The sequence below is a fragment of the Corallococcus sp. AB018 genome, assembly GCF_003986945.1.
Lineage (GTDB): Bacteria > Myxococcota > Myxococcia > Myxococcales > Myxococcaceae > Corallococcus > Corallococcus exiguus.
Genome location: NZ_RAWR01000076.1, coordinates 17,966 through 41,705 on the forward strand (window position 1 = coordinate 17,966; position 23,740 = coordinate 41,705).

Here is a 23,740-nt window from a genome sequence, read left to right on the forward strand (position 1 = left end):
GTGACACCTCAAGGCTTGCGCCAGCGAGGGGCGAAGGGCGCGTTCGTCAGGGACGGGTCCTCCACCGCGATGATGTATTCGGCGCGGCGGTTGCCCGCCTCCGCCGTCTCGTCCGGCGTGGGCACCGCCGGGGACTGCTCACCAAAGCCCTCGTAGAACACTGGTACCTTCAGGCCGCGTTGGCGGAAGTAGGTCGCGATGCTCTTCGCCCGCTTGAGCGAAAGCTCGCGGTTGTCGTTCGTGCTGCCCACCGTGTCGGTGTGCCCGAGCACGTACAGGCGCAGCGACGCCCAGCGGCCATACTTATTCAACGCCTCCGTGATGCTCTTGTAGCTGGCGTCCAGCTTGCCCTTCTCCGCCGAGGGAACGTCCGAGCGGCCGGAGGCGAAGGTCACCTCCTCGTGCGGGATGTCCACCTGCCAAGGGTAGAGGTCCACGCCCGTGTAGAAGTCGGAGGTGTCGTAGGCCCTCAGGCGGATGTGCATCACCTTGCCCTCCGCCGGCAGCCACTTCACTTCCAACGGCGTGCCCGCGGGCGCGCCCTTGAAGTCCACGTCGCCTGCGAAGGCCGTCTTGCCGGTGTCCATCTTCACCGTGACTTCCGTCTTCGCGGCCGGGCGCGACAGCGTGAAGCGCAGCTTGCGCCCGGGCACGTCCACGTCCTCCGGGCGAACCTCCAGCTTCAGCGGGCCGTTGAGCTCCGTGTCGAACGAGAGAGGCATGGAGCCCGGCTCCGCCCCGCCCGGGAACCGCACGGTGAGCTCGCCCTCGTAGTGGAACTTCCCTTCCGGCTGCTCCAGGGCGAGGCGGCGGGTGATGCCCGGCTTGCCGCCCCCCTTGAGCTCCACCGCCTTGCCGTCGCTGCGCTTGAGCTTCACCTCGAAGCCGTCGATGGGCTCTTCGATGTGGATGACCAGCGTGGGCACGCCTTCACCCAGCGCCGCCTTGCCCTCCAGCGATACCCGGATGGCCTCCGCGGAGGCGGTGAGCGGCAGGCCCAGCAGGGCCAAGAGAGGTAGGAGTCGAACGGACATGCGGCGTCAACCTCGGCGTCGCGGGGGAGGTGGGGAGGCAACTCCAGCCCGGGGGAACGGATTCCCGCCGAAGCCTACCGCACGCCCACCAGGGTGATGCCTCGCGCGGTGGCCCCCGCGAAGAGTGCGGGTGCGTCCAACAGCACCGTGCGCCCTACCTCCAGCGCCAGCACCCGGGCGCCCACCTCCGCCATGACCTCCAGCGTCCGGGGCCCCACGGCGGGCAAGTCAAAGCGCAGATCCTGCTCCGGCTTGCAGCGCTTCACCACCACCGCGCCCGGGCCGCCCAGCTTCGCGCCCCGGCGGATGGTCTCGTCGGTGCCCTCCACGGCCTCCAGCGCGAGCACGTGGCCGTCACGCACCACCACCGTCTGGCCCACGTCCGCCTGCCCCAGGAGCACCGCCACCTCGCGGCCCAGGGCCACGTCCTTCTCCTGCGCGGGCTTGAGCGTGGGGCCCGCCAGGTGCCCTTCGGGGCACAGCACCTCGCCCAGGAAGTCCGTGGGCGCGATGATGGTGATGCCCTGGGATTCGAAGTCCGCGGCCACGGCGCGCAGGAGCGCGTCGTCCCGGAAGCTGCGCAGGCGGGAGATGATGCGCACCGCGCCCAGGTCCGGCCGGGCCTCCGTGAGCGCGCGCACGCGGCCGATGCCGCCCGCCATGGCCGCCCGGGTAACGCCCGCCTGGCGGAAGACCTTCTGGATGCGGCCCACCTGCCCCACGCGCACCCAGGCGAAGTGGCCGACCTCCTGCTCCAGCGCCGGGTCCGTCTCTCCCCGGTGCGCGGCCACCACGACCTCCAGGCCGCGCGCACGGGCGGCCCGCGCGAAGAGGAAGGGAAGCTGGCCGTTACCGGCGATGAGCCCGATGCGCTCCACCCACTCCCCTCCGTTCCCTCGTGAAGAGGCCTAGCGCGTGACGCCGCGCTTGCTCGTCTCCACGAACCGCACCAGGTGCTCCACTTCCGGGTGGCTGGAGAGCTCCCCGCGAAGCTGCGCGAGCGCATCCTGAAGCCCCAGCTTGGAGCGGAAGAGGATGCGGTAGGCCTCCTTCACGCGGCCAATCTGCTCCTCGGTGAAGCCGCCGCGCTCCAGGCCCACGGTGTTGAGGCCCACCAGCGTGGCCCGGTCGCCCTGCACGGTGCAGTACGGGGGCACGTCCATGGTGACCATGGAGCCGCCGGAGATGAACGCGTAGCGCCCCAGCCGGGTGAACTGGTGCACCGCGACGAGGCCCGAAATCTTCACCGCGTCCTCCACCACCACGTGGCCCGCGAGCGCGGCCCCGTTGGCGAGGAGGACTTCATTGCCCACGACGCAGTCGTGCGCGATGTGGCTGTTGGCGAGCAGCAGGTTGCGGTGGCCCAGGCGCGTGGCGCCACCGCCGGCCACCGTGCCCAGGTTCACCGTGACGAACTCACGGATTTGATTCTCGTCGCCAATGACGAGCTCCGTGTCCTCGCCCGCGTACTTCAGGTCCTGGGGCGCCGCGCCCACGGAACAGAACTGGAAGAGGTGGTTGCGCTCCCCCAACGTGGTGCGGCCCTCGATGACGACGTGCGGCCCGATGCGGGTGCCCGCGCCAATGACGACATGGGGCCCGATGACCGAGAACGGCCCCACCTCCACGGTGTCGTGGAGCCGGGCTCCCGGATGGACGACCGCGGTGGGATGAACCTGCGCCATGTCCTTCTCTCCTCAGCAGCGCGAATGACGCGCCCTACGGCGCCGCGCTCTCGTCGCCCTTGGCGGCCTTGTTCTTGTCCACCACGGTGGCGAGGAACTCCCCTTCCGCCACCCTGGCGCCATCCACCGACGCCACACCCTTCGTCTTCCAGATGGCGCCCTTGTGGCGGATGACTTCAATGTCCAACTGGAGCCGGTCCCCGGGCACCACCGGCTTGCGGAAGCGCGCGTTGTCCACGCCCATCAAGTACGTGACGAGCCGCGTCGGGTCCATGGCTTCCGTCTTATACGCAAGGATGGCCGTGGCCTGGGCGAGCGCCTCAAGGATCAGCACGCCCGGCATCACCGGGTGCCCCGGGAAGTGGCCGTTGAAGAAGGGCTCGTTGATGGTGACGTTCTTGTAGGCCGTGAGCTTCTGGCCCGGCACGATTTCCACCACCCGGTCCACCAGGAGGAACGGGTAGCGGTGCGGCAGCAGCGCCTGGATCTCGCCAATGTCCATCATCCGCCCTTCTCCTTCTCCAACAGCTCCACCCTCTTGCGAAGGGCGCGCACTTCCTTGAGCAGGTCCGCCAGCTGCCCCGACGCGGCGCTGGCGCGCAGCCATTCCTTGTGGGGGATGGCGGGGCTGCCACTGACGACCTGCCCGTCCGGAACATCATGGGCGACGCCCGACTGCGCGCCCACCTTGGCCAGGTCTCCCACGCGGATGTGGCCCACCACGCCCACCTGCCCCGCGAGCACCACGCCGGTGCCCACCTCCGCCGAACCCGAAACGCCCGCCTGCGCGCAGATGAGCGACAGCGGGCCCACGCGCACGTTGTGGGCGATCTGAACCAGGTTGTCGAGCTTCGTCCCCTGGCCCACCACCGTTTCACCCACCGTCGCGCGGTCGATGCAGGTGCAGGCGCCGACTTCCACGTCGTCCTCAATGCGGACGATGCCCACCTGGGGAATCTTGAAGTGGCGGGGGCCGTCCTCGCCCTCCGCGTCGAACGCGAAGCCGAAGCCGTCCGCGCCCACCACCGACGAGGCGTGGAGGATGACGCGCGAGCCCACCACGCAGTTCTCGCGCACCGTGGCGTGCGGGTAGAGCACGCAGTCGTCGCCGACGCGCGCGCCTTCACCCACGTAGGCCCCGGAGTGCAGCACCGTGCGGGCGCCGACGTGGGCGCCCTTCTCCACCACCGCCCCGGCCTTCACCGTGGCCTCCGGGTGCACCGTGGCCTCCGGGTGCACGTGGGCCGCCGGGTGGATGCCCGCGGCGGGCCGCGTGGCCGGGTGGAACAGGGCGAGGAGCTTCGCGTAGGCCAGGTGAGGGTTGGGCACCCGCACCAGGGCCACGCCGTCGCGAGCGGTGGCATCCATCCCCACCAGCACCGCCGAGGCGCGGGTGGCCTCGAACTGCTTGCGGTAGCGGGGGTTGCCGTAGAACGACACCTCCCCCGGGACTGCCTCCTCCAGGCCGTTCAGGCCATGGACGAGCAGTCCGGGGTCGCCGAGGAGCTCACCCCGGACGTGGGTGGCGATGTCCCCCAGCCGGTGCGCGTTGGATGCGGATGGCACGGGGGTGTCCAACGCCTACTTCTTGACCGGGGCGTCCTTGGCCGCCGGCGCGGGCTTCTTGGAGGCGCTGTTGTTGTAGCTGCGCACGACCTCGTTGGAGATGTCGTACTGGGACAGCGCGAAGACGATGCCGGAGTCGCGCTTGTCCAGCACCATGCCCAGGCCGTCCCGCTCCGCGATGGAAGCGATGACCTGGTCGATGCGGTTGACGATGGGCTCCATCTCCTGGCGCTCCTTGTTGGCGGCCTCGGCGCGGCTGCGCTCGTACTTCTGCGCCAGCTCCATCACCTTCTTCTGGAGCTCGGTGGCCTTCTGGGTGCGCGTGGCTTCGCTCATGGCGCTGGCCTGCTTGTCCAGGGTGTCCTTCTCCTTGCGGAGCGTCTCCTGCTCCTTGTCGATCTCCTTCTGGCGGTCCTCCAGCCACTTCTGGAGACGGGCCTTGGCGGCCTTGCCGTCATCCACCTCCAGCAGCACGCGCTGCAGGTCGACGTAGGCCACCTTGAGCTCGGCGGCCGAAGCGGCAACCGGGAGGGCGAGCGACAGGACAGCGGCGGCGGCCGCCAGGGTGCTTCGAAGCGACATGGGTCAAGGCTCCTCGGAAAGGGTGCTGCAGGCTCCGACGTCCGCCATCCCGGCCTGTTCACTTCCGCCCGGGTAGGGCGGAGAAGGACGTACCGGGAAGGCCTTGGGGTCAATGCCTATCAGAAGAAGTTACCGATCGTGAACTCGAACAGGATGGAGTCGTCCGACGGCCGCTTGGTCAGCGGGATTCCCCACTCGAAGCGCAGGGGTCCGATGGGCGAGAACCAGCGGAAGCCGAAGCCCGCCGCGTGGAAGAGGCCCAGGGGCAGCTTGTCCTGCCGGTCCTCGAAGAACTTCTCGTTTGAGCCGAAGGCATTGCCGGCGTCGTAGAAGAGCACGCCGCGCAGGCCGGCCTTCTCGAAGATGGGGAACTCCAGCTCGAAGTTGAAGATGAGCTGCTTGTTGCCGCCCACCCGGAACTCGGTGACGTTGGCGTCCGGGTTGTCCGCGCGCGGCACCAGCAGCGTGGGGCTGATGCTGCGCAGGTAGTAACCGCGGATCGTGTTGATGCCGCCCACGTAATAGAGCTCGCTGATGGGCAGCGGCTTGCTGGAGTCCAGCTGCTGCACGTAGCCCATCGTGGCGTTCGTCTTGAAGACGAAGCCCAGCGGCAGGGGGAAGTACAGGCGCGAGTAGGCGGTGTAGCGGTTGAAGAGGAACGTGCCGCCCAGGAACGAGGGCGCCGTCTCCACCGAGCCGTAGTGGATGAAGCCGCGCGACGGGAAGAGGCGGTTGTCGCGCCGGTCGAAGGACACGGACAGGCGCAGCGCGCTGGTGACGCCGGACTGGAACTGGTTGGCGAGCAGCACCGCGCCAATGCCCTGCCCCGCCTGCACGTCCACGTACTCACGCGAGTAGCCGACCGTGGCGAGCACGTCGTCCACCAGCTGGCGGCCCAGGGAGATGGTGCCGCCCGTGGAGTTGCGGATGAAGCCTTCGTAGTCCGCCTGCACGCGGAAGAACTCCGCAGACAGGAGGTAGTTCGTGTCCAGGAAGTACGGGTCGTAGAACGACAGCTGGACGAGCGAGCGCAGGCCCGAGATCTGGGCGGACGCGGACACGCTCTGGCCCCAGCCGAGGAAGTTGTTCTGCGACACCTGGGCCGTGAAGATGAAGTTCTCCACGTTGGAGAAGCCGAGGCCCACCTGGAAGGTGCCCGTGGCCTTCTCCTTCACCTCCACCTGCAACACGATGGCGTTGTCGGTGCTGCCCGGGTGCTGGGTGATTTCGACGGTCTCGAAGAAGCCCAGCGCGGTGACGCGCTCGCGGCTGCGCTTCACGCCGGTGCCGTTGTAGAGCTCGCCTTCGTAGACGCGCAGCTCGCGGCGGATGACCTTGTCGCGCGTCTTGGTGTTGCCGACGACGTCGATGCGCTCGATGTTGACGAGCGGGCCCTTCTGGATGTCGAAGGTGAGGTCCACCGTCCGGTCTTCCGCGTTCACGGAGGTGACGGGGTTGATGTTGGCGTACGCGTACCCCTTGTCGAAGTACACGTCGGAGATGGCGGAGATGTCCGTGGAGAGCTGGCCGCGGTTGAAGCGCTCCTTGGGGCGCGACTTCATCAGCCGCAGCAGCTCTTCCGGCGGGCGCTCCAGGTCGCCCGCGAAGTCGATCTTCCCGATGTCGTACGACTCACCCTCGGTGATGTGCAGGGTGATGTAGATGTCGCGCTTGTCCGCGGACAGCTGCACGGTGGGCTTGTCCACGCGCACGTTGATGAAGCCGCGGTCGTAGTAGGCGATCTGGATGACGGCGAGGTCGCGCTGGAAGGCCTCTTCGCGGTAGGTGCCCTCGCCGGTGAAGAAGGACAGGAAGCCGCCCTCCTTCGTGATCATGGTCGCCTTGAGCTCCTCCGGGGACACCTTCTCCGCGCCCTGGAGGATGATCTGCTTCACCATCACCTTCGAGTGCTCGTTGATGATGTAGACGACGGTGACCGCGGCGCCGCCTTCGACCGGCTCCAGCTTGTAGGTCACCTCCGCCAGGAAGTAGCCCTTCTCGACGTACTTCTCCTGGATCTTCTTCTGCGTGGCGCGCACGGCCTCGATGTCGAGGATGGTGCCGACCTTGAGATCCAGCTGCTCCTTCAGGTCCTCCGCGTTGAGCTCCTCGTTGCCCTGGAGCGCCACGGCGCGGATGGTGGGCCGCTCCGACACGCGCACCACGTACGCGATGCCGTTGGCCAGGCGCTGCGCGAGCAGCTGCACGTCCGTGAAGTAGCCCAGGGCCCAGATGGCGCGGAGGTCCTCCGCGGAGCGGGTGAGCGCGTCACCGACCTGGGTGCGCATGGCGCGGCGGACGGCCTCCGACTCCACGCGGCGGTTGCCCTCGATGCGGATCTCCACCACGCGATCCGAGGGGGAGACGTTGGTGTCCTCGTCGTCCGGAGAGGACGCCAGCGGCGCGTCCGCGCCCGAGGGAGGGCCCCCATCCGGAGGCGATACGGGCGTGGCGGCGGGAGTGGACGGGGGGAGGACGACGGGCGAACCCGCGTCGACGTCCACCTGGGCGTAGGCAGCAACGGGCCCAAACGCCCACAGGGCGACCGCCAGCAGCGGGAGCAATGACTTGCGCAGAACGGTGAGCCTCAAGTGCAGTCCGGCCAGGAAAAGGCGGGGCAATGTACGGGATGGGGGGAGGGCCCCTCAATCCAAAAGCGCGCGGCCATCAGGCCTCCGACACCTGCCCGCCGGCCAGTCTCAGACGGCGGGGCATGGAGCGAGCAAGCGTCTCGTTGTGCGTGACGACGACGGCGGTGATTCCCAGGTCCCGGTTCACTTCCCGGAGCAGCTGGTGGATACCCTCGCCTGTCGTGGGATCCAGGTTGCCCGTGGGTTCGTCCGCGAGCAGCACCGCGGGCTTGAGCACCAGCGCGCGCGCCAGGGCCACGCGCTGGGCCTCGCCGCCGGACAGCTCACCGGGGCGGTGGTCCACGCGGCTGCCCAGGCCCACGCGCTCCAGGAGCTCACGGGCGTAGGCGTAGGCGGGGGTGCGGTCCTTGCGCTGGATGAGCGCGGGCATGGCCACGTTCTCCAGCGCGGTGAACTCCGGCAACAGGTAGTGGCTCTGGAAGACGAAGCCGATGGTGCGGTTGCGGAACTCGGCGATCTCCGCGTCGTTCATGGAGAAGACGGACTTGCCGTCGAAGAGGACTTCACCGGCGGCGGGGGCGTCCAGCGTGCCCAGCACGTGCAGGAAGGTGCTCTTTCCCGCGCCGGACGCGCCAATCATGGAGACGAGCTCGCCGGCGTTGATGTCCAGGGACACGTCGCGCAGCACGTCAATGCGCTTGCCGTGCAGGAAGTAGCTCTTGAAGACGTTGCGGATGGACAACAGCGCCATGGCTACTCCGCCTTCAGACCTTCCACCGGTTCCACGCTGCTCGCCTTGAGGGCCGGGTAGATGGACGCCAGGTAGGTGACGAGCACCGCGATGATCACCGCCAGCGCTGTCTGCACCGGTTCGATGCGCACCGGCAGCGCGGGGATGTAATAGACCTCCGGATCCAGCTTGATGCCGACCTTCTCGATGAAGAGGCACCACGCGAGGCCGGAGAACAGGCCCAGCACGCCGCCGGCCACGCCAATCTGGAGCCCTTCGGCGAGGAAGATCTTCACGATGCCGCCGTCCGGGACGCCCAGCGCCTTGAGGACGGAGATCTCCTTCCGTTTCTCCAGCACCAGCATGATGACCGTGGCGACGATGAGGCCCGCGGCGACGATGATGATGATGGACAGGATGATGCCCATCACCAGCTTCTCCAGGCGCAGCGCGGAGAAGAGGTTCTTGTTCATCTCGCCCCAGTCGCGCGCGCGGTAGGGGTAGCCGCCCAGCACGCGCACCACCTGGTTGGCGATGCGGCGCGCGTCGTCGATGTCCGCCACCTTCAGTTCAATGCCGGTGGCGCCCTTCACGGCGAAGAAGTCCTGCGCTTCCTTGAGCAGGATGTAGACGAACTTGGAGTCGTACTCGTACATGCCCGAGTAGAAGACGCCCGCCACCCGGAACGCGCGGCTCTTGGGGATGGGACCGGACGGCCCCAGCTCCGTGCCCAGCGGGGACACCACGTTCACCCGGTCCCCCACCACCACGCGCAGCGAGGCCGCCAGCTCCCGGCCGATGATGATGCCCGGCAGCACCGTGGGCTTCGCGGGCTTGGAGGGCTTGCCAATGATGGGGTCCTCCTCCTCGGCGTCCTTCTTGCCTTCCGCGTCCTCCACCGCGCTGCTGGGGAGGATCTTCGCGGGCTGCTCCAGGTGGCCCAGGTCGCCACCGGGCAGGATGTTCTGCGGCAGGTCCGTCACCGAGCCGACCGTGTTCGGGTCGATGCCCTTGATGATGACGCCGTCGACGTTGCCCTCCGAGGCAATCATCACCTGGTTGATGATGAAGGGCGTCTGGCCCACGACGCCGGGCACGCGTTTCACCTGCTGCATCACCTTGTCGTAGTCCGGCAAATCGCCGGCGTAGCGCGACACCACCGCGTGCGCGTTGGTGCCGAGAATCTTCTGCTGGAGGTCGGCCTCGAAGCCGCTCATCACGCTGAGCACGATGATGAGCGCCATCACGCCCACGCCCACGCCGCCCACGGACAGCGCGGTCATCATCATGGTGGGCGACTGCTCATGCAGCTTCATGCGGTGCTGCGCGGACGCGGCCGCGAGCGGATCCGCCAGGCCCAGGGACTTCACGCGCGTGCGCTCCACGGCGGCTTCCGCCCCGCGGATGATGAAGTAGACGATGAGCGGCGGGACGATGCCGAACATCAGCACCGCGAGCGCGCCCAACAGCAGCGACGGGCGGAACACCGCCACGTGCCGGCGCGCGACGAAGAGCTCGAAGCCCAGCCGCAGGTCCACCCGGCCGCTGCCCGCCGCGATGAAGCCCGTGTTGATGCCCAGCACGAGCGCCAGCACCAGCGCGGCGAAGACGAGCCAGTACGCCAGCTCCGGCCGGCCGATGAGCCCCGCGACGTACGTCACCTCGCGCAGCCGGTAGCCCAGCGCCAGTTGCAGCGACGGCACACGCTCCATCAGCGACAGGAGGATGGGCACCGGCAGGCCCAGGTAGAACACGCCGATGGTGGCTTCCGGGAACGACAGCCGCTGCGCCCGGGACGCGCCCACGAAGCCGGACGCGAACGCCACGCCCATGCTCACGATGAAGGCGATGGCGAAGGCGATGGTGGGAGGCAGCGACAGGCCTCCGCTCGCCTCGCGCGCCGCGCCGCCCAGGTCGGACGGCACGCCGCTGGAGAGCACGGTCTGGAGCAGCAGCAGCGCAAGCTCCGCCAGCAGGATGCCGCCGCCGTAGGCGCCCAGTGTGCTCCAGTAGAAGTCCCGGTAGCGCGCCAGGCGCGGGTACAGGGGCGCACCCGCGGCGGGGCTGGGCCCCTCACCGGAGGCCGGCGCGCGGCGGATGCCGGCGGCGATGAGGCCCCAGCCGGCCAGCCAGACGAGCGTCCCGGCCACCAGGGCCTTGGGGCCGGCCACGGCCGTGGCCTTCTGGGCGCCCAGGGCGAGCGCCCCGGCGTCGAAGGACTGGACGAGCCCGCCCCACCCCACGAAGGAGAGGCCCAGGGCGCCGGCCACCTCGGCCCACGCCTCGGACTCGGAGATGGCCACCCCCAGGAGGATGGCTCCCACGAGGGCCACGAGGGCGCCGGCCCACAGGAGGGGCCAGCGATAATCGGTCTGCCGTTCGGCGGGGTGCACGAGGCCTCGTGGCTACTTCGCCAGCGGCTTGAGGAGGGGGAAGAGAATCACGTCACGAATGCTGGCGGCGTCCGTGAACAACATGGCGACGCGATCAATCCCGATGCCTTCACCGGCCGTGGGCGGCATGCCGTGTTCGAGGGCGCGGATGTAGTCCTCGTCGTAGTCCATGGTCTCCTGCTGGCCCCGCTGCTTCGCGTCCAGCTGGGCCTGGAAGCGGCCCTTCTGGTCCAGGGGGTCGTTCAGCTCGGAGAAGGCGTTGGCGATTTCCCGGCCCGCGACGAAGAGCTCGAACCGATCCGTGATTTCCGGGTTCTGGTCGTTGCGGCGGGCGAGCGGGGAGACGGCGGTGGGATACTGGGTGATGAAGGTGGGATGGATGAGCGTGTGCTCGACGTGGGCCTCGAAGAGGGCGCCCACCAGCTCACCGTGGTTCATGGCGTCCACGGCGCGGCGCTCCGCCTCCGAGTGGACCGTCTTCAGCAGTTCGTGACGCAGGCGGTCCACGTCCACCATGTCCTTGTCGGACAGGCTGGGGACGGCTTCCCGGATGGCCTCCGGCATGGGGATGCGCTTCCAGCCCTTGCCGAAGTCGATGGTGTGCTCGCCGTACTTCACCTTGGAGTCGCCGGTGACGTGGCGGGAGGCCTCCGAGAGCATCTCTTCCGTGAGGTCCATCAGGTCCTCGTACGTGGCGTACGCCTGATAGAACTCCAGCATCGTGAACTCCGGGTTGTGCCGGGTGCTGATGCCCTCATTGCGGAAGTTGCGGTTGATTTCGTAGACGCGGTCCATGCCACCCACCACGAGCCGCTTCAGATAGAGCTCGGGCGCGATGCGCATGTAGAGGTCGATGTCGTACGTGTTGTGGTGCGTGACGAACGGCCGCGCCGCCGCACCCGTCACCAGCGGGTGCATCATCGGGGTCTCCACTTCGACGAAGTCGCGCCCGTCGAGGAAGCTCCGGATGAACTTCACCAGCTTGCTGCGCTTCAGGAAGACCTGCTTCACGTCCGGGTTGGAGACGAGGTCCAGGTATCGCTGGCGGTAGCGGACCTCCACGTCCGTGAGGCCGTGCCACTTCTCCGGCATGGGGCGCAGGGACTTGGTGAGCGGGATGAACTTCGTGGCCGCGATGGACAACTCGCCCGTCTTGCTCTTGAAGACGGTGCCCTGCGCCGCGACGAAGTCGCCCAGGTCGCACTGCTTGAAGACCTCATAGAGGTCCCCCAGCGCGTCCTTCTTCACGTGCACCTGGATTTCGCCGGAGCGGTCGCGCAGCTTGATGAACGCGGCCTTGCCGAACGAGCGCATGGCCACGATGCGGCCGGCGACGTCCGCCTGGGGGGCATCCTTGTCCAGGTCCTCGGCGGTCTTCTGGCCGTGGTCGTCGTGGAGCCGCTGCGCCACGTCCTTGGGCGCGTAGCCGTTGCCGTAGGGGTTGAAGCCGGCCTCGCGCCACTTGGCGGCCTTGTCCAACCGCTGCTGGTAGATCTCCTGCTCCTTGGAGCTGGAGTCCGCCGCTTCGCCGCTCTTCTCACCTGGGGGGGTCTTGTTCTCGGTGTCGGCCATGACGCGCTCGTGTGAAAGGCGCGGCACCGTAGCCAAGCCTCCCCCGGTACGCAACGCATCCCAGGGGGTAGCGGCCCCGGAAATGACCGTCAGGAAGACATCAAGAGAAATGCGCCCACCGCCGCGGCCAACAGCAGCGGGATGAGGATTTCCACCGGGAAGCGGTGCTGGGCATGCGCCAGGTGCAGGCCTTTCAGGCCGAAGCGGCGCTGGCGGCGCACGCGGGCGGCCACGAGCGACGCGAGCGCGGGCGGGGCCTTTTCCCGCTCCACCGTGCGCACCCGCTCCACCGTGCGGGCGTACCGGTCCCACCCCTGGCGGCACTCCTCACAGCCGTCCAGGTGGCTGCGCACCGCCTGCTCCTGGGGGGCAGGCAGCTGTTCGTCGGCGAGCGCCAGGAACAGCGCCTTCGCCTCCCGGTGATCCAATCGAGGTTCCACGTCCGTTGACCTCCACCCGCCGCCGCTCATGGTTCAAAGCGCCCCAGCAGGTCCGCCAGCTTCTCGCGTGCCCGGTGGAGCCGACTCTTCACGGTTCCCTCGGGCAGCTCGGTGATGTCGACAATCTCGTCGTAGCTCAGGCCCTCGATGTCTCGCAGCGCCACCAGCATGCGCGCATCGGGGTCCAGTTGGGAAATGGCCCGCTGCACCCGGGCCCGCTCACGCGCCGCGTCCAGGGCGGCGTCCGGCTGAGGCGGGGCTCCCCCACCCTCCGCGATGGCGGCGGCGCTCATCTCGTCGAAGACCTCCGAGCGGCCCCGCCCCCGGCGCTGGAGGTACTTCAGCCGGTTGAGGCAGTGGTTCTTGGAGATGCGGAACAGCCACGTGGACAGGCGCGCGTCCTCGCGGAAGCGCCGGACGTTCTGGTGCACGCTGACGAAAATCTCCTGCACCAGGTCGTGGGCCTCCTCGCGGTCGCCCACCATGCGGAAGCAGAAGTCGTAGAGGCGGTCCTGGTGCTGGTGCACCAGTGACTCGAAGGCCTCCGGGTCCCCGCGCCGCAGCCGGACGAGCAGCGCCTGTTCCTCGCGGCGCGGGTCGGCCTGGGCCTCGGGGGCCAGGGCCTGCTGTCCGACGTCGAGCACTCCGCCCGGTGACACCCGCGCCTCCCCGTGTAGGGCCTACTCCATCCTACCGCACCACCCTGCCCCGCCCCCTGACACCGGCCCCGGAAAAAAGGTTCCCGGACATGGAAAACCCCTCCCGGACTCAAGGCCCGGGAGGGGTGGGATGCATCCGGACAGGGCGCCCTGTCCTTAGTCCGCGGCGGCGTTGCGGTTGGGGTTCTTCACGCCCAGCAGCTGTGCGGTGACGAACTCCTCCAGGTCACCGTCCAGCACCTTGTCCACGTTGCCCGTCTCCACGCCGGTGCGCAGGTCCTTGACCATGCGGTACGGCGCCAGCACGTAGCTGCGGATCTGCGAGCCGAAGGAGATGTCCTTCTTGGCCGCCTCGGCCGCGTCGCGCTCGGCGTCGCGCTTCTTCATCTCCAGCTCGTACAGGCGGCCGCGCAGAATCTGGAAGGCCATGTCCTTGTTGGCCGACTGCGAGCGCTCCGTCTGGCAGGTGATCATGATGCCCGTGGGCAGGTGCCGCAGCTGCGCCGTGGACGACGTCTTGTTGACCTTCTGGCCACCCGCGCCACTGCCGCGGATGAACTTCAACTCGTAGTCCTTCTCCGGCAGGTCAATCTGGATGCTGTCGTCGACCTCCGGGTACACGTCCACGGACGCGAAGGCCGTCTGCCGGCGCGCGTTGGCGTCGAAGGGGCTGATGCGCACCAGCCGGTGTACGCCCACTTCCGCCTTGAGGTAGCCGTAGGCGTTCTCGCCCTCGATGCGCAGGGAGACGTTCTTGAAGCCCGCCTCTTCGCCCGGCAACGCGTCGCTGATCTCGACCTTCCAGCCCTTCGTCTCACCGTAGCGCGTGTACATGCGCAGGAGCATGGCGGCCCAGTCCATGGAGTCCGTGCCGCCCGCGCCCGGGTTGATGTCCATGAAGCAGTTGCTGCGGTCCTGCGGCCCCGAGAGCATCCGCGCCAGCTCCAGCTTCGCGACCTCGCCCTCCAGCGACGCGAGCGTGCCTTCCGCCTCCTGCGCGCTCGCCTCGTCGTTCATCTCCGCCGCCAGCTCCAGCAGCGTCTGCGCGTCGTCCAGCCCACGCATCGTCTTGTCGAAGGCGCCCACGCTGGCCTCCAGCGCGGACTTCTCCTTCAGCAGGCCCTGGGCCCTGGTGTTGTCGTTCCAGAAGTCGGGCTGCGTGGAGTCACGCTCGATCAGCGCAATGCGGGACCGCTTGCGGTCGAGGTCAAAGATGCCCCCGGAGCGCGTTGAGGCGCTCCTTCAGGGCGTGGATCTTCTCCATCGAATCGTTCGCCATGGTGTTCGTCGTCTCCTTCGTTGCGAAACAGTTGGGAAAGCCGGGGTGTTTCAGGAGGCCTTGAGCGAGGAGGCCTGCGCATCCTGACGGGGCGGCGTGCGCGCCGTTCCTGGCACGAGCGCCCGGAGCCGGTCCAGCCAGAACGCACCAGCCATGCCCAGGGAGATGGGCAGGATGAGCGCGATGGCGCGCCAGTTGTCCTGGTCGGACCAGGGCAGCACCTTGAGCACCAGTCCCAGCGCGCCCGTGGCCACCAGCAGGCCCCACACCCACTTGAGCCGCGCCCGCGCCTTCGCGCTGTTCCAGGTGAGGCGAAGGCCGTACGGCACGGCCAGCAGCGTCAGCGGGTTCGCGAGGAAGAGGTTCTCGTTGTGGTGCGTGACGACGTGGTTCGTGCCCACCCACATGATGACGAGCGCCAGCCCGGGAATGCCCAGCACCAGGCCCACCACCACGTTCTCCAGGCCCAGGAGGATGCGCGCCGCGCGACTGCCCTTCTTCTCCCAAGCGGCCAGGCCCAGCGCGGCGCCGCCCAGGAGCACGCCCAGCGCGAGGATCCACGGACCGAAGTTCGGGGGCTGCGCGGGGGGCCGCGGACGCGTGGGCGACGCGTAGAAGTCCCACTGCTTCTCCACCAGCGACACCGGCTGCCCGTCCGGGCCCGGCACCTTCAGCTCCGCCACCTGCTGCTCCAGCTCGTCCGGGAGGAAGGCCTCCTCGCGGCGGGTGATGGGCTTGTCGATGGAGTCATTCATCATGAAGTCGAGCAGGAAGCTCACGGGCGGGCTCACCGACGTGTAGCGCCGCGTGTGCTCGCGCAGCGTCATGCGGGCCGGGGCCTTCTCCGCTTCGGACAGCCGGCCACCCACGGCCACGTCGATCATGTCGCGCAGCCGCGTCACGCAGTTGTCGCTGTAGTGCTCGTAGAGGTAGTCGCGGTTCTCCGGCAGCACGTTGTCCGCCAGCTTCTTCGCCACCGTCACGCGCTGCTCCGGCGTGAGGTTGAGCTCCTGCACGCGCACGTCGCGCCCCAGCGACTTGTAGAAGCGGAAGGTGCCGTTGACGCTCGACTCACCGACCCAGAACTCCAGACGGCCCTTGGCGAAGTGCACCACCGTCTGGTCGTCGAACGAGTACATCCCGTAGTTGTAGAGCCGCTGCATGTGGCGGGCGCGGTCCTCCACCACCAGCGAGCCGTGGCCCCACCACGAGAAGACGTCGTCGCCAGGGCTGAAGGTCACCAGCCAGATGGACAGGTCCTCGCCCCGGCTCTCGCCCGTGCCCCACGGCGGCACCGACGCGGCGCGCGCGGGGGACGCGGACAGCAGGAGACCCAACAGGCTTGCGACGATGAGAGACGACAGGCGGGGCATCGTTCCATCCAACACGAGGCACGAGGGGCCGCAAGCCCCCCGGCGGGGATTTCAGATGAGCTTCGCGCGGCGGGCGCGCGAGTCGATGGTCAGCGAGTCCGCCACCATGCCCCGCTCACCCAGGAGCTGCTCCTCCAGGGCCGCCATGCGCTTCGCGTCGCGAGGCTTCTCATGGTCATGCCCCAGCAGGTGCAGGAGGCCATGCGCCAGGTAGCGGCCCATCTCCGACTCCAGCGTGCGGCCGTACTCCTTCGCCTGCCGCTTCGCCGTATCCAGGGAGATGACCACGTCGCCCAGCGGGCGCGGGCCCGGGGTGCCCTTGGGCAGGTCGCCCGCGGGGAAGGACAGCACGTCCGTGGCCTTGTCCTTCTGGCGCCAGGTGCGGTTGAGCCGGCGGATGGCCCGGTCCCCCACGAGCGACAGCGACAGCTCGCAGTCGGTGAGGCCCAGTCGCTTCAGGTAGTCGCGGGACCAGGTGGTGAGCAGGCGCTCGTAGTCCGCGCCCTGGCCGTGCGCCACCTGCACCGTCACGTGGTTGTCCGCGGCCTTCGCCTTGGGCGCCGGCTTCTCCATGTGCGCCAGCTCCACGCGGAACGCCGGGGCGCAGATGGACCAGTAGTCACACGCGCCCTGCGAGTCGTTGCGGTACACCACGCGCTTGCCGCGCGGCACCAGGCCCACTTCGCCCGCGCCAATGCGCTCGCGCTTGCCGTCCACCACCAGGGTGAGCTCGCCCGTGAGGACGAGCACCACCTCGTCGAACTCAGGCTTCTGCGCGGGTTCGCTCCAGCCCGGAGGCGCCCGCATGCGCGCCACGGACGCGGACTCCGTCTGCGTGCTGGCCACGCCCACGAACTCCTCGATGCGCTTGCCGTCGTCGCGCGGAATCACCTTGCCCTTGCGCAGCTTCACGCCCTCCACCTTGCGGCTCATGACATGCCCGCCGTTCGCACCTTCGTGTCCTTCGCTTCCGTCTTGGCGGGGGCGGGCGCCATCATCAGCGGCGCGCCTCCGCCCTTGCCCCCACCCATCGCGCCCGCCGGGTAGACGGGGCGCGTGTGGTAGATGCCTTCCAGCGTGTGCAGGAAGGACTGGGCGATGAGGTTCAGGTCCTTGAGCGTCAGGTCGCACTCGTCGAGCTGGCCCTCGGAGAAGATGATGTTGATGATCTTCTGCACCTGCGCCTGGAGCTTCGCGCTGGTGGGGTCCGGCATGGAGCGCGTGGAGGCCTCCACCGCGTCGGCGATCATCACCAGCGCCGCCTCGCGGAACTGCGGCTTGGGGCCCGGGTAGCGGTAGATGCTCTCGTCGATGGGGGGCGCGCCTTCCTTGCCCTCCTGCTCCTTCATGGCCTTGTGGAAGAAGAAGCCCACCGTGCGCGTGCCGTGGTGCTGCGGAATCGCGTCCGCCACCAGCTTGGGCAGGCGGTACTGCCGGGCCATCTCCAGGCCTTCCGTCACGTGGCGCTTGATGATGACCGCGCTCATCGCGGGCGCCAGCCCGTCATGCCGGTTCTCCCCCTTCTGGTTCTCCCCGAAGTAGAGCGGGTTCCGGCCCTTTCCGATGTCGTGGTAGTACGCGCACGAGCGCGCCAGCAGCGGGTTCGCGCCAATCGTCTCCGCCGCGTTCTCCACCAGCGTGCCGATGATGATGGAGTGGTGGTACGTGCCGGGCGCCTGGACGATGAGCTCCTTGAGCGCCGGGTGGTTCAGGTTCGCCAGCTCCAAGAGCTTGATGTCCGACGCGTAGCCGAACGTGGCCTCGATGAGCGGCGTCAGCGCCATCACCATGACCGGGACGGCGAGCGCGGTGCCGAAGAACGCACACACCGCGGTGATCAGCGTGTCCCCGGCCAGGCCCTTGCCCTCCACGAGGAACAGGAAGATCACCGCGATGAGGTTGGCGATGCCGGTGACGAGGCCCGCGCGGAAGATGCCCACGCGGTCCTTCGCCTTGACGATGCGGTCCGCCGCCACCAGCGAGCCCACCAGCGTGTAGATGCCGAACGCCAGCGAGTTGCCCAGCATCACGCCCGCGAGGCACGCGAACACCATGGCGAAGAACAGCGCCAGCTCCTGCGCGAGGATGAAGCGCACCAGCATGGCGCCCGCCGCCACCGGGAAAGCGTAATAGAACGCTTCGATGGGCAGCGCCGTGTAGCGGTCCTGCACCGCGTCCGCGATGGAGACCCAGACCTGGAGCAGGCCCAACAGGCCCACCAGCAACAGGCCCAGCAACATGCCGTCCTTGCGCGTGGGGCGGAAGCGGCGGAAGGCCGCGCGGCAGAAGCCGTAGAAGGCCACCACCAGCAGGGCCACCAGGCCCGTGCCGCCCACCTGGAGCTGGAGCAGGTCCAGTCGGTCCGTCTGCGCGCGCATCCCGCGCAGCATGACGAGGTGCGTTTCGTTGACGAGTTCGCCGTCGCCGATGACGCGCTGGCCCTTCTTGATGGCGATGACGGCGTCCTTCACCGCGTCGCCCGCGAGCCGGCGGCGCAGGTCCGTCTCCGCGATGTTGATGGTCAGGCTGGGGCGCACGAGTCGCTTGGCGATGCGCAGCACCGCGCGGCGCTGCACCGCCGGGGCCTCCGGCATCACGTTGCCGGGCACGGAGGCGAACCGGTCCATCTCCTGGTGCGCCTCCCGCATGTCCACCACCTGGGCGGCGCCCGCGGGCAGCGTCTCCTCGTTCTTGTGCTGCACGTCGCGCACGGTGAGGCCCTGGGGTGCCTCACGCACCAGTTCCTCCCGCGAGCCGGCCACGTACACCTGGCTGCCGTCCGCACGGTAGGCCCGGTCCAGCAGCACCAGGGTGGCGGTCTCCGACTCCTCCGAGAAGCCGTTGGCGACGAGCGCCTGGAAGTCCTCGGACTCCAGCCCCGCGTCCCTCTGGCCGAAGAGCTGCTCCTGGAACCGGGCCTGCATCTCCTCGCGGTCGCGGCGCTGGCGCTCCAGGGCCTCCGGCGTGAGCGGCGCGGCGCGGCGGCGTTTGGTCTGGCCGTCCTCCTGCGGGGTCTCCTCGGCGCGGGCGTCCTTCTCCTCTTCCAGGTGCTCGCGAGCGGAGGCGAAGCCCGCACGCACGGACGCGCGCAGGTTGCCCACCACCGCCGGGTTGAGGTCGTACACCGGGCGCACGGCGCTCCGGGCCTCGCGGCGGCGCTGCTCCGTCATCGACTGGTGGACGATGTCGTAGTCGCGCGCGGCCTTGAAGCCGGCGGGCGAGTTGGCCCGGAAGGGCTTGCCCAGGTTCTCCGTGGTGAGCGCCGGAATCTGCTGGCTGTAGAGGCCCGGGGAGATGACGAAGCCCGCCCCCACCGAGACGACGAGCAGCAACAAGGCCTGCACGATGCGCCGACCCCACTCCCCACGCCGCCCGAGCCCCAGGCGCACCGCGAGCGCGTCCAGCGGACTGGGCCCGGGGGTTGGTGATTCAGGATCGGCCATGGGGGAACTCCTCACCCTGCGAAGACGTCAGGCTCCCTAGAAGGAAGCAGCGACGGGGAAAATTCGTGAGGGTGGGACAGCCGCCGCCCGGACGCCAGTTCGCTCTGCGATATTTGCAGGTAAGCCAACAGGCAGCAGTGTGGGTTACCCAGCGACTCCACCCCCGTCCCGGCGCAAGGCTGGGAGCGGGGGTGGCGGGTGCGGCGTCACGACGTCAGGACTCCGTGCGTTCCACCGCGGGGGCAGCGCCTTCGGAGGCCGAGGCAGCCTCGCGGGCCGCCGGGGCGGCCTTCTGGGCGGCCTCGGAGCGCTCGTAGGCGCGGATGACCTCCTGCACGAGCGGGTGGCGCACGACGTCCACGTCGGAGAACTCCGAGAAGTGGATGCCGTCGATGTTCTTCAGCACGGAGCGCGCGTGGTTCAGGCCGGACAGCTTGCCCGTGGGCAGGTCCACCTGCGTCACGTCGCCGGTGATGACCGCCTTGCTGTTGTAGCCCAGGCGGGTGAGGAACATCTTCATCTGCTCCACGGTGGTGTTCTGCGCCTCGTCGAGGATGACGAAGGCGTCGTTGAGGGTGCGGCCGCGCATGAACGCGAGCGGCGCGACCTCCACCACTCCCTGCTCCACCAGGGCCTGGGCGCGCTCCACGGCCATCATGTCGTGCAGCGCGTCGTAGAGCGGGCGCAGGTACGGGTTCACCTTCTCCGCCAGGTCGCCGGGGAGGAAGCCGAGCTTCTCACCGGCCTCCACGGCGGGGCGCGCCAGGATGATGCGCTTGACCTTGCGCTCCTGGAGGAAGGCGACCGCCATGGCCATGGCGAGGTACGTCTTGCCGGTGCCGGCGGGGCCCACGCCGAAGACGATGTCGTGGTTGCGGATGGCGTCCACGTAGCGCTTCTGCGCGATGCTCTTGGGGGCGATCTGCCGGTTGCCGGAGCTCTTGAGGACGGTGCCGAGCATCACCTCCTGCAACGACTCCGTGCCGCGGCCCAGGACCTTGATGGCCTGCTCCACGTCCTCGCGGTAGACGGGGCGTCCGGCGCGGATCATCCCCTCCAGGTTCTCCACGAGGCGCACCGCGAAGGCGACCGCGTCCGCGGGCCCCGATAGGAGCAGCTCCGTACCGCGCTGCCCCACCCGGACCCCCAGGCGCCGCTCCATCAGCTTGAGGTTTTCGTTCTGATTTCCGCAAAGGGCCAGGGTCGTCTCGTTGTCACGGACGTCCACCTTGGCGGAGGTGGGAGTGGTTTCAGCGCGGGCTGCGGGCACTTCCAGCGTGGCGGGATTTCGCAATGCGCGTCATTCCTCGTTCAGTGATCGCTTGCCCTCAATTTAACGCCGCCCCTCCCCCCACGCCCGCCATCTCTCGACGGCGAGCCTGCCCGCGGGCTAGCGCACGGGCGGTAGGAGGATGAACTGCCGGGCGTCCGTGCGACGGTAATAATACTCCTCCCGCCACGGGTAGCGCAGTTCCTCCGGACTCAACAATCCGGCATCCACCAGAGCATCCAACCGCTCCGGGAGGGTTCCCTTCTCCAGCTGGAACACCTCCAGCGCTGCCTCGATGCGGACGCGCTGCGCGTGGGCAATCTGACGCTGGGCGGCGGGATCCCCCAACCGGGAGGCGCCGGGCTCGTGGCCGCTTCCCCCGGCCCAGCGGGACGCGATGAAGGCCAGCCCCGCGATGACCGCCATGGTCACCGCGATGCGCCCCAGGGGGCCGGCCACCCGCGCGACGAGGCGGTTGTCCTCCGGCACGGGCGCGCGGCCTTCCGGGTCGATGGCGCGCACATAGTCGCCCTTGACCAGGTTGTAGAGCGCCTTGCAGGTCTCGAACTCGCCCAGGCCGCTGAGGTCCACCATGCGGCGCAGGTCGCGCCCCACGGCGATCTCCTCGTAGACGTGGCGCTCCGTCGGACCGATGACGCCCAGCTCCCCGCCCTCGTCGGCGTTGGCGCGGGGCGGCGGGAGCGCCTTGACGCGCTCGAAGGTCATGTCGTCGCGGTGGATGCGCTTCCGGATGACGGGCCACTCGTCCACCATCCGGAAGCCCTCCATCAGCACCGTCTCCGCGCGCAGCGGGGTGATGCCTTCGGGGCCGGGCTCCACGGGCTCCTGGATGAACTCGTAGGTGCCCGCCTTCCAGGTGAAGAGGCGGTAGAGCGTCTCCGTCACCTGGAGCTGGGCCATGTGCTGGAAGCGTTCCGCGGTGAGGGCGTGGCTCTGCACCAGCACGTCACCCAGCCGCTTGAGGGTGCGCTTCTGGACCTCCAGCGCGGCCACCAGCTGCGTCTCCGTGATGATCTCGGCGCGCACCAGCATGGCGCCGATGAGCTCCTTGCGCTTCCGGGTGAGGCTTTCGGCCTTGATGATGTGGCCGTCCTGGAAGCCGACGCGCACCTCCTGGTCCTTGTTGCGCAGGTGGAGCGTGCCCGTCTTCTGCTGCTGACCAATCAGCTGCAGGATGTCGCCGATTCCGAAATCCTTGAGGGTGCCCTTGAGGGCCATGGCTCAGGCCTCCCCCCGCTGGTGGCGGCGCAGGCCGCGCAGGGTCAGCAGGTAGACGAAGAAGAGGACCGTGCCCGCGGGCACGAGCTTGAGGTACAGCGGAGCATCCCCGTACGGCGTGCGGACGAGGCCCCGGTGGAGCACCAGCGCGGCCACCGCGAAGCTGAACAGGAAGGCATAGAGGGCGCCCCGCACCGGAAGGCCCGTGCCCACGTGGCCCGCGCCGGACACCAGGCTGCCCAGCGCGTACGTCACCCGCTTCGTCCAGGCCTGGTGGCGGTCCACCTCGCCCTGCTTGCGCGAGCGGAACTCCTTGGGCACCTGGCTCTTGCGCGCGTAGACGTGGACGCACTGGCCGCACATCGCGCTGCCCACGGACAGGTCCTTGTCGCAGCGGAGGCAGACGGCGTTTCCGCACCGCTCGCAGCCGCGCGACGCCTTCATGCGCCAGGAGGCCTCTCCGAAGACGGCGACCAGGGCCGCGAGCGCCGCGGTCAGCCCCCAGCCCACCGGGCCCGCGGGCAGGATGGGCGACAGCCACCGGCCCACCTGGCCCTCCACGCGGGCGCCCTCCTGGGTGCCGTCCGCCAGCTCCATCCAGTCGCGCTCCGGCACCGTCGGGGCCAGCAGCAGGAGGTTGAGCAGGGGGCGGTCCTCCGGGGGCGGATCCCGGCGCAGGAGCGAGTTGTCCAGGGTCTGCGCCTGGGCGATGGCGGAGGTGGAGCGGTCCAGCTCCTTGCCCAGCTGATCATCCGGCAGGAGCCGGGCCCGGCGCCGGTACACCTGCCCCAGGTTGTAGTGCGGATCCGCCATGGACGGATCCGCCTTGGACGCCTGCGTGTAGAGGAGCACCGCGCCGTCCACGTCGCCCAGGCCCATGAGCGCGTTGCCGAAGCGCGTGAGCATCCGCGCGTCGCCTGACTTGAGGGCGGAGGCGGCCTTGAAGTCCGCCCGCGCCTCCTCCAGCAGTCCCCGGCGCGTTTCGTACCAGGCGAGCGCGCCCAGCTCCTGGAAGCGGGCGGTGCGAGCCTCCGCGCGGGCACGCACGCGGGCCGCCGCGCCCCCCGCGGACAGGCCCCCGCGCTCCAGCAGATAGACGTCCTCCGCGGGCGTGCCGGCGAAGACGGTGAAGCGCGTCAGCGTCCCCGCGGCCAGCGGCATCACGCCCAGGCCCATGAGCAGCACCGCGGCCACCCAGCGCTCGGCGCGGCCCACGTACAGCGCGACCGAGGCGAAGAGCAGGAGCAGCACCGGCACCAGCCCCGCGCCCAGCACCGCGGGCAGCGACAGGAGCATCAAGCCCAGGAGTCCGGACTGCCAGCGCGTCACCGCCCGGGGGAGCAGGTGGTGGAAGTCATGCAGCGCGTAGCGGATCCGCCGCAGGAACAGCACCGCGACCACCGCCACCGCCGTGGCCGCCCACGCCGCGAGCACCAGCGCGCCCAGGTCCGTGAGCGCGGGCCGGCGGTAGCGGGCGTCTCCGAGCAGCGTCACGAGGGCGGTCTTCCACTCGCCCAGCCCGCGCGGCACGTTCAGCGGCTCCTCCACCACGTACGCCTCCGCCCGGGCGAAGCGCGCGGCGGGCAGCCCGGGCGACAGGGCCACGGCCACGTCCAGGAGCGCGAGCGCGCCCTTCAGGTCCCCGGCACGGCGACGGACCCCGGCCTCGCGCACGAAGCCCATGCTCAGGGGTTCCAGGTCGGAGGCGAGCACCTCCTCGCGCAGCGTGAGCAGTTCCTTCTGGGCGGCCTCCGCCGCGGCGAGATCATTGCGGGAACGGGCCGACTTCCACTTCTCCCAGGTGGCCAGAAGCTCCGCGTCCGTCACCTTCGGCGCCATCACCGGGGTGAGCGCGGGACGGGACGGGACGATGACGGGCGGGGG

Annotated in this window: 19 protein-coding genes; all 19 read right to left on the bottom strand. The window is 69.2% G+C overall.

The window, feature by feature from the left end:
- Positions 1-8: 8 nt before the first annotated feature.
- Entirely contained in the window at positions 9-1,034 is a 1,026-nt protein-coding gene (locus D7Y11_RS17630; RefSeq protein WP_120576364.1) for an OmpA family protein, read from the bottom strand.
- Positions 1,035-1,108: 74 nt separating this feature from the next.
- A complete protein-coding gene (locus tag D7Y11_RS17635; RefSeq protein WP_126934259.1) occupies positions 1,109-1,912 on the bottom strand; it encodes an LpxI family protein in 804 nt (267 codons plus the stop codon).
- A gap of 30 nt (positions 1,913-1,942) precedes the next feature.
- A complete protein-coding gene (gene lpxA, locus D7Y11_RS17640) occupies positions 1,943-2,719 on the bottom strand; it encodes an acyl-ACP--UDP-N-acetylglucosamine O-acyltransferase (protein ID WP_120576362.1) in 777 nt (258 codons plus the stop codon).
- 34 nt (positions 2,720-2,753) lie between these two features.
- Entirely contained in the window at positions 2,754-3,224 is a 471-nt protein-coding gene (gene fabZ, locus D7Y11_RS17645; protein WP_206797923.1) for a 3-hydroxyacyl-ACP dehydratase FabZ, read from the bottom strand.
- A complete protein-coding gene (lpxD, locus tag D7Y11_RS17650) occupies positions 3,221-4,285 on the bottom strand; it encodes a UDP-3-O-(3-hydroxymyristoyl)glucosamine N-acyltransferase (RefSeq protein WP_120595198.1) in 1,065 nt (354 codons plus the stop codon). Before lpxD ends, fabZ begins: the two co-directional genes overlap by 4 nt.
- A gap of 15 nt (positions 4,286-4,300) precedes the next feature.
- Positions 4,301-4,867, bottom strand: coding sequence for an OmpH family outer membrane protein (locus D7Y11_RS17655; protein WP_014395493.1), 567 nt, complete (start codon positions 4,865-4,867; stop codon positions 4,301-4,303).
- Positions 4,868-4,986: 119 nt separating this feature from the next.
- Positions 4,987-7,458 carry an outer membrane protein assembly factor BamA gene (bamA, locus tag D7Y11_RS17660; protein WP_233596847.1) on the bottom strand — a complete coding sequence of 824 codons (2,472 nt, stop codon included), beginning with the start codon at positions 7,456-7,458 and terminating at the stop codon, positions 4,987-4,989.
- Positions 7,459-7,534: 76 nt separating this feature from the next.
- Complete coding sequence (locus D7Y11_RS17665) at positions 7,535-8,209, bottom strand: ABC transporter ATP-binding protein (RefSeq protein WP_120576360.1); 675 nt, start codon at positions 8,207-8,209, stop codon at positions 7,535-7,537.
- 2 nt (positions 8,210-8,211) lie between these two features.
- Positions 8,212-10,581 (bottom strand): ABC transporter permease, encoded by a 2,370-nt coding sequence (locus D7Y11_RS17670; RefSeq protein ID WP_126934260.1) that lies wholly within the window; start codon positions 10,579-10,581, stop codon positions 8,212-8,214.
- A 12-nt stretch (positions 10,582-10,593) separates the two neighbouring features.
- Positions 10,594-12,153, bottom strand: coding sequence for a lysine--tRNA ligase (gene lysS / locus D7Y11_RS17675; protein WP_126934261.1), 1,560 nt, complete (start codon positions 12,151-12,153; stop codon positions 10,594-10,596).
- 89 nt (positions 12,154-12,242) lie between these two features.
- Positions 12,243-12,623 carry an anti-sigma factor gene (locus D7Y11_RS17680; RefSeq protein ID WP_120576357.1) on the bottom strand — a complete coding sequence of 127 codons (381 nt, stop codon included), beginning with the start codon at positions 12,621-12,623 and terminating at the stop codon, positions 12,243-12,245.
- Complete coding sequence (locus tag D7Y11_RS17685; protein WP_120576356.1) at positions 12,620-13,252, bottom strand: RNA polymerase sigma factor; 633 nt, start codon at positions 13,250-13,252, stop codon at positions 12,620-12,622. The genes D7Y11_RS17680 and D7Y11_RS17685 overlap by 4 nt, the downstream gene beginning before the upstream one ends.
- Positions 13,253-13,408: 156 nt before the next feature.
- A protein-coding gene (gene prfB / locus D7Y11_RS17690) for a peptide chain release factor 2 (RefSeq protein WP_233596844.1) occupies positions 13,409-14,531 on the bottom strand; the annotation gives its coding sequence in 2 pieces (ribosomal slippage) (positions 13,409-14,461 and positions 14,463-14,531; 1,122 coding nt in all).
- 50 nt (positions 14,532-14,581) lie between these two features.
- Complete coding sequence (locus D7Y11_RS17695; protein ID WP_126934262.1) at positions 14,582-15,904, bottom strand: DUF4105 domain-containing protein; 1,323 nt, start codon at positions 15,902-15,904, stop codon at positions 14,582-14,584.
- Positions 15,905-15,955: 51 nt separating this feature from the next.
- Complete coding sequence (gene ybeY, locus D7Y11_RS17700; protein WP_167548707.1) at positions 15,956-16,837, bottom strand: rRNA maturation RNase YbeY; 882 nt, start codon at positions 16,835-16,837, stop codon at positions 15,956-15,958.
- Entirely contained in the window at positions 16,834-19,347 is a 2,514-nt protein-coding gene (locus tag D7Y11_RS17705) for an HDIG domain-containing metalloprotein (protein WP_120576354.1), read from the bottom strand. Before D7Y11_RS17705 ends, ybeY begins: the two co-directional genes overlap by 4 nt.
- A gap of 214 nt (positions 19,348-19,561) precedes the next feature.
- Positions 19,562-20,641 (bottom strand): PhoH family protein, encoded by a 1,080-nt coding sequence (locus tag D7Y11_RS17710; RefSeq protein ID WP_120576353.1) that lies wholly within the window; start codon positions 20,639-20,641, stop codon positions 19,562-19,564.
- Between the two features lie 96 nt (positions 20,642-20,737).
- Positions 20,738-21,856 carry a DUF4388 domain-containing protein gene (locus tag D7Y11_RS17715; protein WP_121753371.1) on the bottom strand — a complete coding sequence of 373 codons (1,119 nt, stop codon included), beginning with the start codon at positions 21,854-21,856 and terminating at the stop codon, positions 20,738-20,740.
- A gap of 3 nt (positions 21,857-21,859) precedes the next feature.
- The coding region (locus D7Y11_RS17720; protein WP_126934263.1) for a tetratricopeptide repeat protein at positions 21,860-23,740 on the bottom strand (1,881 nt) is incomplete at its 5' end.